This window comes from Paenibacillus sp. S33, assembly GCF_053615415.1.
Genome location: NZ_JBSIEZ010000001.1, coordinates 4,463,019 through 4,478,467, shown reverse-complemented (window position 1 = coordinate 4,478,467; position 15,449 = coordinate 4,463,019). Strand labels below are relative to the sequence as shown.

General features: G+C 45.6%; 16 protein-coding genes. 11 read left to right on the top strand and 5 right to left on the bottom strand.

All coding sequences use genetic code 11. The features are described from left to right. Positions 1–91: 91 nt before the first annotated feature. The 5 genes from ACWGXJ_RS20395 to yunB all read left to right on the top strand — a co-directional run bounded on the left by ACWGXJ_RS20395 (position 92) and on the right by yunB (position 5,182). A complete protein-coding gene (locus ACWGXJ_RS20395) occupies positions 92–1,456 on the top strand; it encodes an ABC transporter substrate-binding protein (protein ID WP_452567496.1) in 1,365 nt (454 codons plus the stop codon). 32 nt (positions 1,457–1,488) lie between these two features. Beyond that, complete coding sequence (locus ACWGXJ_RS20390) at positions 1,489–2,391, top strand: carbohydrate ABC transporter permease (protein WP_069290350.1); 903 nt, start codon at positions 1,489–1,491, stop codon at positions 2,389–2,391. Between the two features lie 2 nt (positions 2,392–2,393). Beyond that, positions 2,394–3,230 carry a carbohydrate ABC transporter permease gene (locus ACWGXJ_RS20385; RefSeq protein WP_452567495.1) on the top strand — a complete coding sequence of 279 codons (837 nt, stop codon included), beginning with the start codon at positions 2,394–2,396 and terminating at the stop codon, positions 3,228–3,230. Positions 3,231–3,313: 83 nt separating this feature from the next. After that, positions 3,314–4,246: an aldo/keto reductase gene (locus ACWGXJ_RS20380; protein WP_452567494.1), complete on the top strand. Its 933-nt coding sequence runs from the start codon at positions 3,314–3,316 to the stop codon at positions 4,244–4,246. 129 nt (positions 4,247–4,375) lie between these two features. Continuing rightward, positions 4,376–5,182, top strand: a complete 807-nt coding sequence (gene yunB / locus ACWGXJ_RS20375) for a sporulation protein YunB (protein ID WP_416381856.1) — start codon at positions 4,376–4,378, stop codon at positions 5,180–5,182. Between the two features lie 46 nt (positions 5,183–5,228). Here the strand turns inward: yunB and ACWGXJ_RS20370 are convergent, their stop codons facing one another. After that, positions 5,229–6,335 (bottom strand): M23 family metallopeptidase, encoded by a 1,107-nt coding sequence (locus ACWGXJ_RS20370; RefSeq protein WP_452567493.1) that lies wholly within the window; start codon positions 6,333–6,335, stop codon positions 5,229–5,231. Positions 6,336–6,582: 247 nt separating this feature from the next. Here ACWGXJ_RS20370 and lipA point away from each other — a divergent pair, with 247 nt between their 5' ends. Together lipA and ACWGXJ_RS20360 are read left to right on the top strand one after the other, a co-directional pair. Continuing rightward, a complete protein-coding gene (gene lipA, locus ACWGXJ_RS20365; RefSeq protein ID WP_069290345.1) occupies positions 6,583–7,485 on the top strand; it encodes a lipoyl synthase in 903 nt (300 codons plus the stop codon). 24 nt (positions 7,486–7,509) lie between these two features. Beyond that, positions 7,510–8,361 (top strand): YutD-like domain-containing protein, encoded by an 852-nt coding sequence (locus ACWGXJ_RS20360; protein ID WP_452567492.1) that lies wholly within the window; start codon positions 7,510–7,512, stop codon positions 8,359–8,361. A 58-nt stretch (positions 8,362–8,419) separates the two neighbouring features. Here the strand turns inward: ACWGXJ_RS20360 and ACWGXJ_RS20355 are convergent, their stop codons facing one another. Both ACWGXJ_RS20355 and ylbJ read right to left on the bottom strand, forming a co-directional pair. Further along, positions 8,420–9,223 (bottom strand): NAD kinase, encoded by an 804-nt coding sequence (locus tag ACWGXJ_RS20355; RefSeq protein WP_013372943.1) that lies wholly within the window; start codon positions 9,221–9,223, stop codon positions 8,420–8,422. A 66-nt stretch (positions 9,224–9,289) separates the two neighbouring features. Continuing rightward, positions 9,290–10,588 (bottom strand): sporulation integral membrane protein YlbJ, encoded by a 1,299-nt coding sequence (gene ylbJ, locus ACWGXJ_RS20350; RefSeq protein ID WP_452567491.1) that lies wholly within the window; start codon positions 10,586–10,588, stop codon positions 9,290–9,292. A gap of 411 nt (positions 10,589–10,999) precedes the next feature. On the opposite strand from ylbJ, the gene ACWGXJ_RS20345 reads away from it, so the two are divergent. Further along, a complete protein-coding gene (locus ACWGXJ_RS20345; RefSeq protein WP_023990208.1) occupies positions 11,000–11,377 on the top strand; it encodes a globin domain-containing protein in 378 nt (125 codons plus the stop codon). Between the two features lie 42 nt (positions 11,378–11,419). After that, positions 11,420–12,130, top strand: a complete 711-nt coding sequence (locus tag ACWGXJ_RS20340; protein WP_172828271.1) for a DUF2225 domain-containing protein — start codon at positions 11,420–11,422, stop codon at positions 12,128–12,130. A 92-nt stretch (positions 12,131–12,222) separates the two neighbouring features. Here ACWGXJ_RS20340 and ACWGXJ_RS20335 read toward each other — a convergent pair whose 3' ends face one another. Continuing rightward, positions 12,223–12,459, bottom strand: a complete 237-nt coding sequence (locus ACWGXJ_RS20335) for a hypothetical protein (RefSeq protein ID WP_023990206.1) — start codon at positions 12,457–12,459, stop codon at positions 12,223–12,225. Beyond that, positions 12,456–12,626, bottom strand: coding sequence for a YycC family protein (locus tag ACWGXJ_RS20330; RefSeq protein ID WP_013311864.1), 171 nt, complete (start codon positions 12,624–12,626; stop codon positions 12,456–12,458). The genes ACWGXJ_RS20335 and ACWGXJ_RS20330 overlap by 4 nt, the downstream gene beginning before the upstream one ends. A gap of 97 nt (positions 12,627–12,723) precedes the next feature. On the opposite strand from ACWGXJ_RS20330, the gene ACWGXJ_RS20325 reads away from it, so the two are divergent. Both ACWGXJ_RS20325 and ACWGXJ_RS20320 read left to right on the top strand, forming a co-directional pair. After that, positions 12,724–14,511 carry a M3 family oligoendopeptidase gene (locus ACWGXJ_RS20325; RefSeq protein ID WP_452567490.1) on the top strand — a complete coding sequence of 596 codons (1,788 nt, stop codon included), beginning with the start codon at positions 12,724–12,726 and terminating at the stop codon, positions 14,509–14,511. 454 nt (positions 14,512–14,965) lie between these two features. Next, complete coding sequence (locus tag ACWGXJ_RS20320) at positions 14,966–15,367, top strand: hypothetical protein (RefSeq protein ID WP_013311862.1); 402 nt, start codon at positions 14,966–14,968, stop codon at positions 15,365–15,367. Positions 15,368–15,449 lie beyond the last annotated feature (82 nt).

Genomic DNA, 15,449 nt, shown 5'->3' with positions numbered 1-15,449 from the left:
CTTTTAAAAATGTAAGCGTTTGCTAAAATGAATTTAGTGACGAAGCAACAAACGAAAAGATAAAAAAATAACCGGTTTGGGGGCGTTACTCATGTTAAAACGAAAATTATGGATCGTCTGCATGTGCTTGATCGTTGGGCTTATGTCAGCCTGTAGTTCAAATGAGAGCAGCAGCAAACCAGTTGATTTGCAGGGTCACGAGCAAGTGACACTGACCTATGCCAGTTGGGGTAGCACCAATGAAAAGAAGGTTCAGCAGGAAATCGCTAAAAAATTTACAGAGAAATATCCGTGGATCAAAATCAACTATATGCATATCCCCGGAGATTACGTTACCAAATTAACGACGATGTTTGCTGCCAATCAGGCACCCGATGTATTTCCCATTTATAAAGCACAGGCTCTGCAATGGGCTGAACAAGGCAAACTATATAATTTAAATGAATTTTTGAAGGAGGATAAGGAGCTAACGAAGGAAAGTCTTATTCCTAATTCAGTCATCTATTGGGATAAGGACAAAGTGGCAGGGGTCAAGGTAACTGAGGAAGCTTTCGCCCTCTATTACAATAAAGATTTGTTTGATGAGGCTGGTGTTGCTTTGCCACCAGTAAAGGCTGAAGAGGCTTGGACATGGGAGCAGTTTTTAGAGACAGCACAAAAGCTCACCATTGATAAAGCGGGAAATAATGCGCTCAGCCCCAATTTCGATGCAAGTAACATTAAACAGTATGGAGTTCGGTTTGATACATGGATGTGGCATTTGCTTGTGCCTTCCAATAACGCAAGTGTCATTTCAGACAAAGGGGACTCACTTAATCTTGAGAGCCCTGATGTGATTGAAGCTGTTCAGAAAATGGCTGATCTGATCAATGTTTATTATGTGGCACCGTCGCCGACGCAGTCCAAAAATATACCTTCCCCGGCCGTAGCACTGCAAAGTAAGCGTGTAGCGATGGATCTGGATGGACAGTGGGTTCAATTGGATCTTGGAGAATCGAAGGTGAATTTTGGTGTAGGCGTGTTACCTAAACTGAAGAGCAGCAAAACGATCCTGTTTGGCGAACCGGAAGTGATTTCTGCCAAAACCAAACATCCTAAAGAAGCATGGATGTTTTATAAATTCTTGCTGGATGCTGAAAGCGGACTTGACATGCATTCCAGCGGATTGTGGATGCCTGTCATGAAAAAGTGGTACACCGAACCAGACTTGATTAGCAAATGGGCCGATGTCAAACCAGGTCATGCCGATGGTTACCGTGATGCTGTCATGAACCAAACGCTGCATAACGGTGTTAATTCTTACGACTATTATCTGAAAAACTCGGAAAAAATCAATGCCATCATTAACCCGGCGCTGGATCAGGTATGGCTAGGAAAGAAAACGGTGGAGCAAGCATTTAGGGAGGTTTCCGCAAAGGCCAACGCGGAATTTAAGGGGACGTATCCAAAAGAATAAGGTGAGTGTTTTGACAGAAAGAGAGGGATAGAATGCAATCATTATCTTCTATTCGTAAGAAGGAAAATGGGTTGGGGTGGCTTTTTGCCGCCCCTGCTATTCTCGGCTTTGTCATTTTTGTTCTGGGACCGATGATCGCTAGTCTCTGGTTCAGTCTTACCGATTACAAGGTTGCTTCACAAGCCCATTTTATCGGTCTGGATAATTACGTCCACTTATTTGACGGTACGGATCAATTTTTTTATAAATCACTCGGGGTTACGTTTTATTATGTGTTTCTAAGTGTGCCCCTGCAAATTATTGTAGCTTTCTTTTTAGCGATATTACTTAATCAAAAGGTAAAAGGTCTGGCTTTTTTCAGGACTGTTTTTTATCTCCCTACCATTGTGCCACTCATAGCATCGTCTATGATCTGGATGTGGCTGTTTGATCCGGATCTTGGTTTGCTAAATGTGGTGTTGCGTGCGCTGCATTTGCCCGAAAGTCAGTGGATCTATAGCGAAGGGTCGGTAGTTCCTACGCTGGTTTTAATGAGTTTGTGGACCGTTGGAGGAACCATGATTATTTTTCTGGCAGGCTTGCAAGATATACCTAGACATTATTATGAAGCCATTGAAATTGACGGTGGAAATGCTCTTCATAAGCTTATGTATATTACAATTCCATTGACATCGCCCACTATTTTTTTTAATACGATTATGGGCTTCATCGGTGGGTTTCAAGTGTTTGTTCAGCCTTACGTCATGACTCAGGGCGGACCCAATAACTCCAGCTTGTTTTATACCTTTTATTTGTTTCGCGAGGCATTTACCTTTTCGAATATGGGTTATGCCTGTGCTATTGCTTGGGTGCTCTTTATTGTCGTTTTGGTATTCACTGCCTTTCTGTTCAAGACGGCCCGAAAATGGGTGTATTACGAAGGCGGGGGGGCATGAAGATGAAAAAACGCGGTTGGAGTGGGAGCAGGGTGTTACTCTACACAGTTCTCATAGTGGGCTCCCTGTTTTGTATGTTTCCTTTTTATTGGCTGGTGCGAAGCTCCATGATGGATTTAAGTCAGATTTTTTTGATTCCGCCGAAATGGATTCCAGAGCCTTTTGTACTCGAGAATTTTTTACAGCCGTTTGAAGAGTTATCGTTTGGACGCTATTTCGTGAATACATTTCTCGTCGTTGCGGGTACTTTGGCGGGTGTACTTCTGTCGAGTACCATTTCTGCCTATAGCTTTGCGCGAATGAGATGGAAGGGAAGAGATAAGGTATTTGCTCTATTATTAAGCAGCATGATGCTGCCGTTTGCAGTCACGCTGATTCCGTCGTTTATTGGTTGGCAGGCATTAGGCATGGTTAATTCGTACGTTCCATTGGTATTACCTTCGTTTTTTGGTGGAGGCGTTTTTAATATTTTTTTGCTAAGACAATTTTACATGACTCTACCACGAGAACTGGATGAAGCTGTATTTGTGGATGGAGGCAATCATTTTACGATTTTTACCCGTATTATTTTGCCTTTGTCGAGGTCGGCAATTTTGGTCATTGGATTATTTACGTTTCTGAACACATGGAATGATTTTATGGGGCCGCTGGTTTACCTTAATGATGAGAGCAAATTTACGTTGGCGATTGGGCTACAGCAGTTTCAGGGAATATATTCGGCTCAATGGGGCGTTTTGATGGCCGCATCTTTAATTGTAGTCTTGCCTGCTATTATTCTGTTTGCCATAGGACAGAAGTATTTTATGGAAGGGATTGCGTTGACGGGGATTAAAGGATGAGGACAACTGCCAGGTACGCACTTTGCTTTTTTTGGAATCTAATAATAAAATGGAAGTAACTTTCGAAAAGGAGATGACGTGAATTGGCAGAGCAAGTGCGTCTTGGTAAAACAGATTTATATGTAAAACCAATCGGTTTGGGTGCAAATAAAGTGGGAGGACATAATCTCTTTTCCGATTTGAATGATGAAACGGGCAAAGAAGTCGTTCGCACAGCTTTGGATAACGACATCAATTTTCTGGATACGGCTTTTATTTATGGACCTGAGCACTCGGAACGGTTGATTGGTGAGGTATTGAAAGAGCGTGGTCAGCGTGATAAAGCTGTTATTGCCACGAAGGGTGCACACAAATTCGTAAACGGAGAGGTCGTTTTTGACAACTCGCCTGCTTTTTTGCGTGAATCCGTCGAATCCAGTCTGAAAAGATTGCAGACCGATTATATTGATCTGTTTTATATCCATTTCCCGGACGAAGCTACACCGAAGGCAGAAGCAGTCGGAGAACTGAAGAAGCTCAAGGACGAAGGCAAAATCAAGGCCATTGGTGTATCTAACTTCTCCATTGAACAACTTAAGGATGCGAATAGTGACGGTTATGTAGATGTGCTTCAATCCCAATATAATTTGTTTCAACGGGAAGCTGAGAAGGATCTGCTGCCTTATACCAAGGAAAATGGCATTTCGTTTGTGCCTTATTTCCCGTTAGCTTCGGGATTGCTGGGGGGTAAGTATACGAAAGACATGACCTTCTCGGACATCAGAGCGAAAAATCCATTGTTTCAGGGCGATGCATTTGCTCGTAATTTGGACAAAGTGGAGCAGGTACGGGAGATTGCCAATGCGTTGAATGCAGAGGTTGCTCATGTTGTACTCGCATGGTATTTGACCCGTGATTCGATTGATGCCCTCATTCCAGGGGCGAAGGGGCCGGAGCAGGTGCTGTCGAATCTGAAGACGCTAAATGTCCAATTGAGTCAGGCTGATATCGAAAAGATTGACCATATTTTCAAATAATGAGTGCACCTTATATTTGCAATTATATATTTGTTCCATCTAGAGAAGCTGCCGGACGGGCGGCTTCTTTTTCGTGTACAACTCGCATATCCTTGTAGGGTAAGTTCAACGCTGCGGGGGGATCGGATGATGAGAAGACCGCAATGGCACAGCGCACCTAACAGAAGGCGACGCGGCAGACGTAGGTTTTTTTTTATTGTGGCACTGGCGCTGCTGGTAGGGATCATACAGATGGCTGCTTATGTGGAGCAGCATTTGAAGCCGCCTATGATGCACCTGGCAAAAGTGCGGGTTAAACAAATGGCGACGGAGGCTATTAATTCAGCAATTACAGCACAGGTAGAGCAGGGGAAGACAGCTGATAATTTGATCGAATGGAGAACGGATGCACAAGGGAGAACCTCCGGTTTTGTTCTGAATTATGCGGAACATATGAGAATTACGTCAGACACGCTCAAAGCAGTCAAGGCAACGATGGACAGCATGAGCCATTTTGATGAGAGTGTTCCGATTGGTCAGGCATTGGGCAGTCCACTGTTGGCAGCTTATGGACCAACGGTCCCCCTAAAGGTGGAGCCGCATGGAGCAATCAAGGTGGATTTAAATACCCGTCAACAGGATGCGGGCATAAACATGATCTTGGTGGAAGTGTACATTCGAATTACGACGGAAGTGTCCGTGGTTATACCGTTTGAGATGCAACCTCAGATTGTGGAGACGGAAATTCCGGTTTCTTATTTATTAGTGGTAGGCAACGTTCCGATGTACTACTATGACAATCAGGGTAAACCAGTGGGTAAAAATGGTGCAGCCGCTCCGCAGTTGGCGTTGCCTCCCCATTCTATAGAGAGTAGCGGCGCTATAGATCCCAGCACAGTAAGTGTTCCAGAGGCACAGGAAAACCAAAACACCTCTAGCCAGTCCCCAACGCCATAGAGCGGAGGGGACTGACGTGAGCTGCCTAGGAAAAACAAAAGGGCCCCTATGAGGAGGTCCCTTTTGTTTTTCCTGTTTTGAGCGCTTTGCGTTCGGACTGCTCCCACTGTCTTAATAACGGATACGGGTCAAAGGACCAATCTGCCCAACCATTGTCCCGATATATACCATAGTGCAGATGCGGTGGAAACTTGCCTTGGGTACCGGGTTTTCCATAGCCCGAGCTTCCGACCCAGCCAACCGTCTGGCCGGGTGTAACGATGTCTCCGTTGTGAACGGTTTTGTCAAAGCCGGAAAGATGCGCATAGTAGTGATAGCGGTTGTTGAGATCTCGGATTCCGATTCGCCATCCGCCGAAGGGATTCCAGCCCTTCATTTCAACTACACCGTAGCAGGTACTGCGAACTGGAACTCCATAGCCAGCAAACAGATCAGTTCCTTCATGTATCCGGAAGCCGCCCCAGCTGCGACGGCTACCCCATGTGCTGCGGTAGCTATAAATGCTGCCTAAAGGAAGGGGGAAAGCTTGACTGACCAGATCCAGCTTGCCATACGTTCGATACAGCTTAGCAAACTGCTGAACTCTTTGAACTGCGCGGCTGTTATGGTAATATTCCCAAACGGCAATACCAAATTCATCCTCGTTGTTTCCATACTTTCCGAGATAAGATGCGATGCTGAACAGCAGATCCTTGTCATTATTACGGTCAGCGATTCCATCACCCGAACCGTCTTGTCCCAGCCCGGAAAATAGTTCAATGGAACGCGGATTTTGATCCTCCGAATCAGGGTTCATCATGCCGGACCAGACTGGTCCCGTGATGAAAATACCTATGATTCGTTCCGCATGCTTCCGATCCTTGGGATGGGCCACCGTAAGTGTGCGTTCATACTGGTCGATGGCGGCCAGTCTGTACCAAGGAACTCCAGTCAGGGCTTCGATGGAATGATATAAAGCCAGCCTGGACGTATACGACGAAGACTGAGCATGTGAAGCATCTACATTTGCGGTCAGGCTGCTTCTGGCGGACGAGGACTGTAAGTGATTGGCAAAGGCATGGGCAGGAAGCGGACAGGCCGTTGTCAGTGTAGTAGCACATAACAGCAGCGATAACAAACGAACAGCTCGGGCTGTCCGCGTAGGGTAAGGCACGTGAACCGACCTCCTATAGAAGGGCTTGATCGCCCAATAAATTCTAGGCCCGTATACAATAGCGTGAATAGGGCGCTTTTGTTTAGATTGAGCCATATCCGCCGCTTTTATCCATGTAAAGAGTTTACTTTTTCCGGCATCAATGTCATATCAAAAAGGGAACAATGAATGGAGGTTTTTCCATGGCTTTCATGTTATAATGTATGGCAATGACAGCTTAAGCTTATCAGAAAGAAGGTCTATGCCATTGTCTAGAAAAGTAAAGGAAGCTAAACCCGACTGGATTCGTATTAAACTTACGACAGGCGATAACTATCAGGAAATCAAGAGCATGATGCGTTCCAAGACATTACATACCGTATGTGAGGAGGCACGATGCCCTAATATATATGAATGCTGGGCCAATAGGACAGCTACATTTATGATTTTGGGTGATATTTGTACGCGTGCGTGTCGTTTTTGCGCAGTAAATACGGGAATGCCTACGGAACTGGACTTGCAGGAGCCTGAACGCGTCGCGGAAGCGGCTGAAAACATGAATTTGAAGCACTGTGTCGTTACCAGTGTGGCTCGCGACGATTTGAAAGATGGGGGCGCTACTATATTTGCAGAAACGGTTCGTGCGATTCGCCGCCGATTACCTCTTTGCAGTGTAGAAGTATTGATTCCCGATTTTATGGGCGATATTGAATCGCTGCGAATCGTCATGGATGCCAAACCAGATATTCTGAATCATAATATTGAAACGGTGGAGCGTATGTCCGACAAGGTTCGGGCTAAAGCGAAATACCGTCGCTCTCTGGAGCTGCTTCAACATGCGAAGCAATTAAATCCGGCTATTCCAACGAAATCAAGCATCATGCTAGGTGTCGGAGAAGAGTGGGACGAGATCTTACAAGCCATGGATGATCTGCGTAAAGTCGATTGTGACATTCTGACAATTGGTCAATATTTGCAGCCGTCCGAGAAACATTTATATGTGCAAAAATATTATCCACCGGAAGATTTTGCGAAGTTAAAGGAAGAGGGATTACAGCGGGGATTCAGCCACGTTGAATCTGGACCGTTGGTCCGCAGCTCCTACCAAGCGCATGAGCAGGTGAAGTCAGCCGCTCAGCATAAGGAAGAAGGCGCCCTTTCGCAGGCTTGATCCGGGAAAGGCGGTCAGAATAGCTTGTTTCAAATCGGTGGTAAAAACTATGAATTGTTGCAGGATCACAAGAACGGGTGGAATCCCGAAGCGTTTCGTGATCGGTATAGTGAAGTGCTGGATCGCTATGATTACATTATTGGTGATTGGGGTTACAATCAGCTACGTCTCAAGGGCTTTTATCGAGACGGTCATCCCAAAGCAAATAAGGATACATCTATAGTGGTACTGGACGATTACATTAATGAATACTGCAATTTTGGCTGTGCCTATTTTGTGTTGCAAAAAAGCCGTGAAGTGGTTAATAAAAACGGCGTCAATGATGAAATCATTGCTCCAGATATTCAGCAGTTGGTAGATGCTCAAAGGGAACAAGCGGGAACGTTAGAACCCGAAGAGCAGCAAGAAGTATTGCAACATACAGCTGAAGAACAGGAGTGGCCGCAACCACAGCAGGATTCCACAGCTACAGAGGAATCGCGAGTGGAGCAGCCTCGAGAATCCCGAGAACCACGTGAGTTGCAACGTCGGGAACCGAAGGATGCCCAGGAAGTACGTGAACGACAGCCGCGTGAAGCTCGCGAAAGCCGTCCATCCAGAGAAAGACGTGAAGCAAAGGATGGACGGAATCCGGGTGAAGGGCAGCAAACCCGTGAACCACGTAGACAGCGCAATCAGCAGGGAAGTTTCGATAAAAAGGAATCGCGTGGACCACGCTATGAGCGTCAGTCAAAGGAAAATCGGGAGGGACGGCAAGTACGTGTCTCTCGTGAACCTGAGGGCCAGCGTCAGACCCAGCCAGCTGCTAAAGCCGAAAGAGCTGAGGGTAGTAAAAAGAATAAGACATTTACAGCTCCACAACAAAACGGTTCCTGAATTTTCAGGAACCGTTTTGTTTGTAAAAAAAGAGCCAGAGTCGGCTCTTTTATAGGTTCTAATTAAGAAAAGCGTTGCGTACTCGATCCCAAAATGGGAAAGGACGGTAACGAGCGAAGCTGATCTTCTGACTTGCGACCTGACATCGAACAGAGATTAAGTCATCGACAGGAAAGTTCAGGTGATCTACTGTCAATAAAAGACGCTGATCTTTCCGTGAAAAAATATCACAATGATGGTGTTTGGGCAGTAGCAATGGCGATCCCAGTGTCCGATACACGCGGTTATTAATGGAAGCGATCTCAGTCAATTGCAATGCTTCAATGGTGGGGTGAACCATAGCTCCGCCAAGTGCTTTATTATAGGCGGTCGTTCCTGAGGGGGTAGAAACACATATACCGTCACCGCGAAACATTTCAAAGGTGATATCGTTAATATCTACTTGGGCAACGACAGTGCCATCCACCCCTTTTAACGTAAACTCATTCAGGGCAATAAAAGAAGCATTGCCTGACTTCTTGTGAATTTCCAACTCAATCAGTGGATACTTAACGATTCTCGGGTTAAGCGGTCCCTCAGATCCGCTTTGGCTCATCAGGTGGATTAGCTCCTCCAGCTCGTCCGCACGCCAATCAGCATAAAAGCCCAGATGACCGGTATGTACACCAACAAAGGCAATATCCGGAATGCGGTCGATGAAGGTATGAAACGCATGAAGCATCGTACCATCGCCTCCAATAGACACGACGATTTCCGGCGATTCGGCATCCAGCTTGAAATTCTTTTCTTGGGCAAGACGGTGAAATTGCTGACTCAAGTCCATGGAGTGCTGATCCCCGCGATCCAGAACATAATATCTCAAGATGAAAAGCTCCTTTGTCATGGGTATATATCGATCATAATCAATTATGAGCAAGAACACAATCGTTCATTGCCTGTGTGTTCTTCTCAAACGTACGTATAAGCGACTTGTACCCACACTCAACCATGAGAGACTAAGCATTCCAGCCAGTACAAAGGCAAGAACTAGCAGACTTTGCAACAGCATGGCGGACGAGAAGCCAGGAGACCACGCGATGTCGTATATTGGAGAAAAGACTGGAGAGCTTCCCTGTCCCATCAGAGGCTGCCATAACACGAGAGCTAGCAGTGCTGAGATGATGCCATGCGCAGCCCGGGCCAACAAAAATGGCATATAGCGGAGATTTGTCATATTTAAAATACTTGCAACCTGTGCATGAACCGACAGCCCGCCCCAGGAGAGAACAAAAGCGGCTGCGGCTACCTTGAATGGTAACGCTGCTGCCGTGGCTTCACCTGCGGCTTGCGCTCCTAAAGTGACTTCGAAAATACCACCCACGATGGACTCCGTTAACGTAGGAGGAAGACCACATGCAGTCAATAGGCTTGCCGTAAGCAGATGAAGCCCGCTCATTAAACCGGAGTTCGTCAAAGCTTCTAAAATGACGCAGAAGAATACAACTAGCCCTCCTACGACAATAATAAGGCGTAGGGAGGAAGTAATCGCCTGACGAAGTAACTCACCCAATGGGCGACCATCTTCCAAACGAGCTGTGTGCATGGCATATAATGCTTGGCGTAGGGGGCCAGGCTGCCTATTGCGACCTGCTGCTTTTGTATTCGTGGACTTCGACCAGGCTTTTTGAGTAGGTTGAGGCCGGTCGCTGCGAGTATCTGTTTCTCCTGAACGGGAACCGTGGAAGCGCATAAGCAGCCCGATGATGAGCACGCCACCATAATGGGCCGCGCCCAGTACGAGTGCAATTTCTGGTTGATGGAAGAAGCCAACGGAAACTGCACCGATCAAAAATATCGGATCAGAGGAAGTGGTAAACGCGACCAAACGCTCTCCTTCAATGCGTGTGATCCATTTTTGCTCCCACAGCTTGGCTGTTAGTTTAGCTCCAATCGGGTAACCGGATGCGCAGCTGACCGCAGCGACAAAACCCCCACAGCCAGGTACACGGAATAGAGGCTGCATCAGCGGATCCAACAGCGCACCTATGAAATGAACAATTCCGAAACCGAGGAGAAGCTCGGAAATAACGAAAAACGGGAATAAAGACGGAAACAGCACGTCCCACCAGATGGCAAGCCCCCGAAGCCCGGCATTCAGAGAAGACTGCGGGTATACAGCCATAAGCATAAATAGGAAAAGCAGTGTAAGGATGAGCAGAGGAAGCGAGTAACGACGGTATAGCGACATAGAGGCCCCTCCTTTGGAGTTGTACTAATATACCTATGTCGGGGATGGACAAAGAGTACAAAAAAATCAAAGAAAACGATTACATCTAATACTGTATTTTTGTAAATAGTATGTTAAAATAGGAAAACAACGATCCATAACCTTAAGGATGGAGTGATCAGGATGAGTATCGTTGCCGGTCTGTTCGTATGTGCTTTTGTGTATGTTATTCGTGCCTCTCTCGTCCATCCCGGTGAAGAGGATTGGCGGAGTTATTAGTTGTGTTTATAGAATGACGAAGCTGTGTGCAACGAAGCACACCCTCTTCATATGTTAAATTGATAAAATGACGCTTATTTTTAGCGTCATTTTTTGTTTTTTGTTATAATACGGGTGTATATTTATTACCATAGCACAGAAAGTTGGAGAAAAGTGAATCCTAGCCTGAGCATTTATGACAACCTTGGGGGTGCGGAAGGTGTTCGTGCTATTATTGAGGCCTTCTACCCGAGAGTTTATAAAGATCCGTTGTTAAGTCCCCTGTTTCCTAAAGACATGGAACCAGTTAAGGAAAAGCAGTATATGTTCCTGAGCCAGTTTTTTGGAGGACCGTCTCTTTTTTCTGATGCATATGGTCATCCGATGTTACGTGCCAGACATATGAAGTTTCCCGTAACGGAGGAGCGAGCAGAGGCATGGTTGTCTTGTATGGCAGGTGCGTTAACGGATACGGGCATTGAGGAGCCGCTTCGTTCAATCATACTTAACCGTTTGTCTGGTCCTGCGCATCATTTTGTAAATACCCCGTAAGCTTTCGGGGATTGCCGAATTTTGGAGAGGGTTGTAAAAACATTGGAACTTGAACCGTTATATCAGATCAAAATCGCTTGCCCACATTGCGAAGAAGAATTTCAGACATCCCGTGTCAGACCAAGCCTAAAGAAGGCCATTCGTACGGATTCAGATTTTTGTGCTTATTATAAGAATGAAAATCCGGATTTTTATGTCGTAAGGGTCTGTCCTCATTGTGGATTTACCTCGACAGAGCACTCTACCGTTCAGTTAAGCGATCAGCAAACCAAGATATTTAAGGATAAAATCGGTAACCGCTGGCAATCTCGCGAATATGGCGGGCATCGTAGCTGGGAAGAGGCATTAGAAACGTATAAACTGGGTTTACTCTGTGCCCAGGTCATCGGAGAAAAGGAACGCGTAGTAGCCAGTCTATTACAGCATATCGCATGGATGTACAGATACCAGGGAAATGAGGAGCAGGAGCTTCGCTTTCTCAAATTTAGTCTGGATTCGTATGTTCGGGTCTATGAGCTGGAGGGTGTCGGGGCGAATAATGCCAAACTGCTTTATCTGATTGGTGAACTGCATCGACGTACAGGCAACTTTCACGAAGCGGTACGCTGGTTTTCGCGTGTTATTAATGACAAAAAGATTATGGATGCAGCCATGATCCGGGCTTCCCGTGAACAGTGGTCTGTACTGCGAGAACAAATGTTGGCTAAAAATTTCCAACTGCCGGAGGAAATGCAGGACGCAAGCTCCTCTTGAAGAAATAAAGGTGTGCACTATGGCCGATTTAGGCTCATGGTTCACACCTTGTTTGTAAAACGGGTTATCTTATCTTACAACTGCCTCATGAATTAATGATGACGCAATGTGGTATCTGACAGCAAATAATCGTCATCACAATCCACCAAAGTAACCTTGTTATGGCAGCATGGAAACACAAGCAACTTTTTCATACCTTCGTGTATGAGCTTAAGTTCTTTTGGCTTCAGGGGCAGCAAAACATTATCATGGTCGCAAAACGGACAAGACTGTACATAAACGTCTCCCATGACGATGTCATAAGGCCAGGTTTTATGAAAAGGGATCATGATTTGTTCGATTCTCCGCCGTTCGGGTCAGCGGTTTCTTCTTTAGCCAGTTCGGCCAGCTTTTGCATCAAAATGTGCTGGGGTGTATGCATAAGGTGTTCCAGCGGAATGCCGAGCTTTTCGGATAATTTCACAGCCGTTTCCGGCGAAATTTGTAAGGGTCTCATCCTGTTTTCCTCCCAATTGTAGTGATTTACTATCACGATGTAGCTTTATTGTATATGAAACCACATGAATTCGCCAAAAAAGAAAGGTGGAACTATTATGAAAACGCCGTTAAAGCAAACATGGGATCTGGAATCTATTTTTAGCGGAGGATCTTCCTCTGCCTCATTTCATGCATTTTTGGAAGAAATGGAGAGCAAGGTCCAACAGCTGCAATCCCAGCTTAAAGCAGCTAAAGTACCACAGACGGTATTGGATACCGAGCGTCTGGATAGTGTACTTAATAGCATACAGGAGCTGTTTAATGGTGCGTCGCAGGCGGGTTCCTTTGTCTCTTGTCTAACTGCTCAAAACCAGCACGACAAGCTGGCTGTTCAACTGGGGGCGCGTGTCAACACGCTGTATGCCCAAGGGAAAAGTGCTTTAGTATCTTTCCAGAACTTGCTGGCACAAACCAGTGAAGACATTTGGCAGAAATGGATGGAGCGCGAAGCTATCCAGCCGATTTCTTTTGTCCTGACTGAATATCGGAACGAAGCACGTGAAAAAATGGCTCCTGAGCTGGAAAGCCTTGCATTGGATCTCGCAGTGGATGGCTACCATGGCTGGGGCGACTTTTATGATACCATTGTCAAAAATATGACGATCCCCGTGCCGGAAAATGGCGAGATCGTAAACCTGTCTGTAGGTCAGGCTGCTAATAAGCTGGATGAAGCAGATCGCAGCGTACGTAAAGACGTGTTTGCACGTTGGGAAGAGGCATGGACTCAGGTAGAGGACTACTGCGCGGATACATTGAATCATTTGGCAGGCTTTCGTCTGAAGCTATATGAAAAACGAGGCTGGACAGATGTGCTTAAGGAACCGTTGGAAATCAGCCGTATGTCTGCACAAACGCTAGATACGATGTGGCAGGTTATTAATGAAACAAAGCCTATTGTAGTCAAATACTTGGAGCGGAAAGCAAAGCTGCTGGGCTTAGAGAAGCTATCCTGGCATGACATTGAAGCTCCGCTGGGGACGTCAACTACTAAAATCCCTTACGACGATGCTGCTGTAACGATTGTTGAGCAATTTGGTAAATTTAGCTCGAGAATGGCTGACTTTGCCCAAATGGCTTTTGAGAAAAGCTGGATCGAAGCAGAGGATCGTCCAGGCAAACGTCCGGGTGGTTTCTGTACATCTCTGCGTCTGAGCAAAGAGACCCGTATTTTTATGACCTATGCCGGATCACCATCCAACGTTTCGACACTGGCCCATGAGCTCGGACACGGTTATCATCAGCATGTGATGAATGAATTGCACCCATTGAATCAAAACTATGCCATGAACGTAGCTGAGACGGCATCGACGCTGGCAGAACTAATTGTATCAGATGCTTTGCTGGAAGCTGCCGAGGGTCAGGAGAAGGTCGCTTTGCTGGAGGATAAAATTCAGCGTGGTGTAGCCTTCTTTATGAACATTCATGCTCGTTTCCTGTTTGAAACCCGTTTTTACGAGCTGCGGAAAAAAGGAGTTGTGGGAGCACAACAATTAAGCGAGTTGATGGAACAAGCGCAGCGTGAAGCGTTTAGTGGTATCCTGGATGAGGCTCATCCTCATTTTTGGGCATCCAAGCTACATTTCTATATTACGAACACTCCTTTCTACAACTTCCCGTACACATTCGGGTATATGTTCAGTGCAGGAATTTACGCTTTTGCGAAGGAAAATCCTGACGGCTTCGCCGACCAATATGATGCCTTGCTGCGTGATACGGGTCGCATGACAGTCGAAGAATTGGCTTCCAAGCACTTAGGTACCGATTTAACACAGGCTGACTTCTGGCGTAATGCCGCGCAAGTTACTGTTCAGGATATTGAGCAATTTTTACAAATGACAAAATAACGGATTTACACTTTTGAAAGGTCTCCCATAAGGGAGGCCTTCAGAGTGTCGAGAAAGTCCAGAGGACTTTTCGACACTTCTATTTTTATATGGGGAGACGCATCTTTTAAAACAAAAATCGATTTAAAACGATCTGAGGACCCTAGTTCTTAGACCACTAAGACAGTTTTAAACCCCCTGCAAAAAAACAGGGGGTTTCTCGACAGCCTGAAGGTCTCCCATAAGGGAGGCCTTTTTTGTGATTTTTGCAGAAGATGATGAACAAAGTCGCAAAATGTCGAAGTGTAATTAACATTACCTTTTGGCGAAATTTAAAATGATGGATATACTTAGAAAATAGTTATAAATACCCAATTATGTTGGTTTTGATTGTAAGGTTAAAAATCTTCGCATATAATTGAGACGTAAGACCTATTAAATATTTCTTGATAAGGTATATAGGAGGGTTTTTGTGATGGACGAAGTAGGTCAATTGTCGTTAGCAAGGCAGATGGATATCGTTTTAAAAGAACTGGATAATGAACTGGCGGGTTTGTCGTCAGGTATCGTATTTGTACAAATACGTAACAATGTAGTTGGGAAATTTGGGATTCGTCATAACCCACTTGCAGGTAAAGGGGGCACATTTGCAGCAGTAGAACCGGGGTTATCAGCAAAGCATCGGGAGGATTTTCGGCGTATGGCTCTAGAAACGCTAAATCATAAGCGTAGCTGGACTCATGGTGAGATTGCTTTCGATTTTGCCATTAGACAAGGAACGATTTTGGTAGATGCAACACTGGAGTCCAACTACAACATGGCGAATCTCATGATCCGCTATAACAAGCCTACATACCGAGCGGCTAATTCCGAATAATTCAATTAAAAAAAGTAAAGAAAAGGCGGCCATCCTAGGGAAGACCGCCTTTGTTATATACCCGTTATAACACATTTTGGTA

What these genes read in the sequence shown, in the direction of transcription:
- yunB (WP_416381856.1), top strand. Translation starts at nt 4,376, where the DNA reads ATGAGAAGACCGCAATGGCACAGCGCACCTAACAGAAGGCGACGCGGC.
- ACWGXJ_RS20390 (WP_069290350.1), top strand. Translation starts at nt 1,489, where the DNA reads ATGCAATCATTATCTTCTATTCGTAAGAAGGAAAATGGGTTGGGGTGG.
- ACWGXJ_RS20330 (WP_013311864.1), bottom strand. Translation starts at nt 12,626, where the DNA reads ATGAGACCCTTACAAATTTCGCCGGAAACGGCTGTGAAATTATCCGAA.
- ACWGXJ_RS20395 (WP_452567496.1), top strand. Translation starts at nt 92, where the DNA reads ATGTTAAAACGAAAATTATGGATCGTCTGCATGTGCTTGATCGTTGGG.
- ACWGXJ_RS20320 (WP_013311862.1), top strand. Translation starts at nt 14,966, where the DNA reads ATGGACGAAGTAGGTCAATTGTCGTTAGCAAGGCAGATGGATATCGTT.
- ACWGXJ_RS20385 (WP_452567495.1), top strand. Translation starts at nt 2,394, where the DNA reads ATGAAAAAACGCGGTTGGAGTGGGAGCAGGGTGTTACTCTACACAGTT.
- ACWGXJ_RS20325 (WP_452567490.1), top strand. Translation starts at nt 12,724, where the DNA reads ATGAAAACGCCGTTAAAGCAAACATGGGATCTGGAATCTATTTTTAGC.
- ACWGXJ_RS20335 (WP_023990206.1), bottom strand. Translation starts at nt 12,459, where the DNA reads ATGATCCCTTTTCATAAAACCTGGCCTTATGACATCGTCATGGGAGAC.
- ylbJ (WP_452567491.1), bottom strand. Translation starts at nt 10,588, where the DNA reads ATGTCGCTATACCGTCGTTACTCGCTTCCTCTGCTCATCCTTACACTG.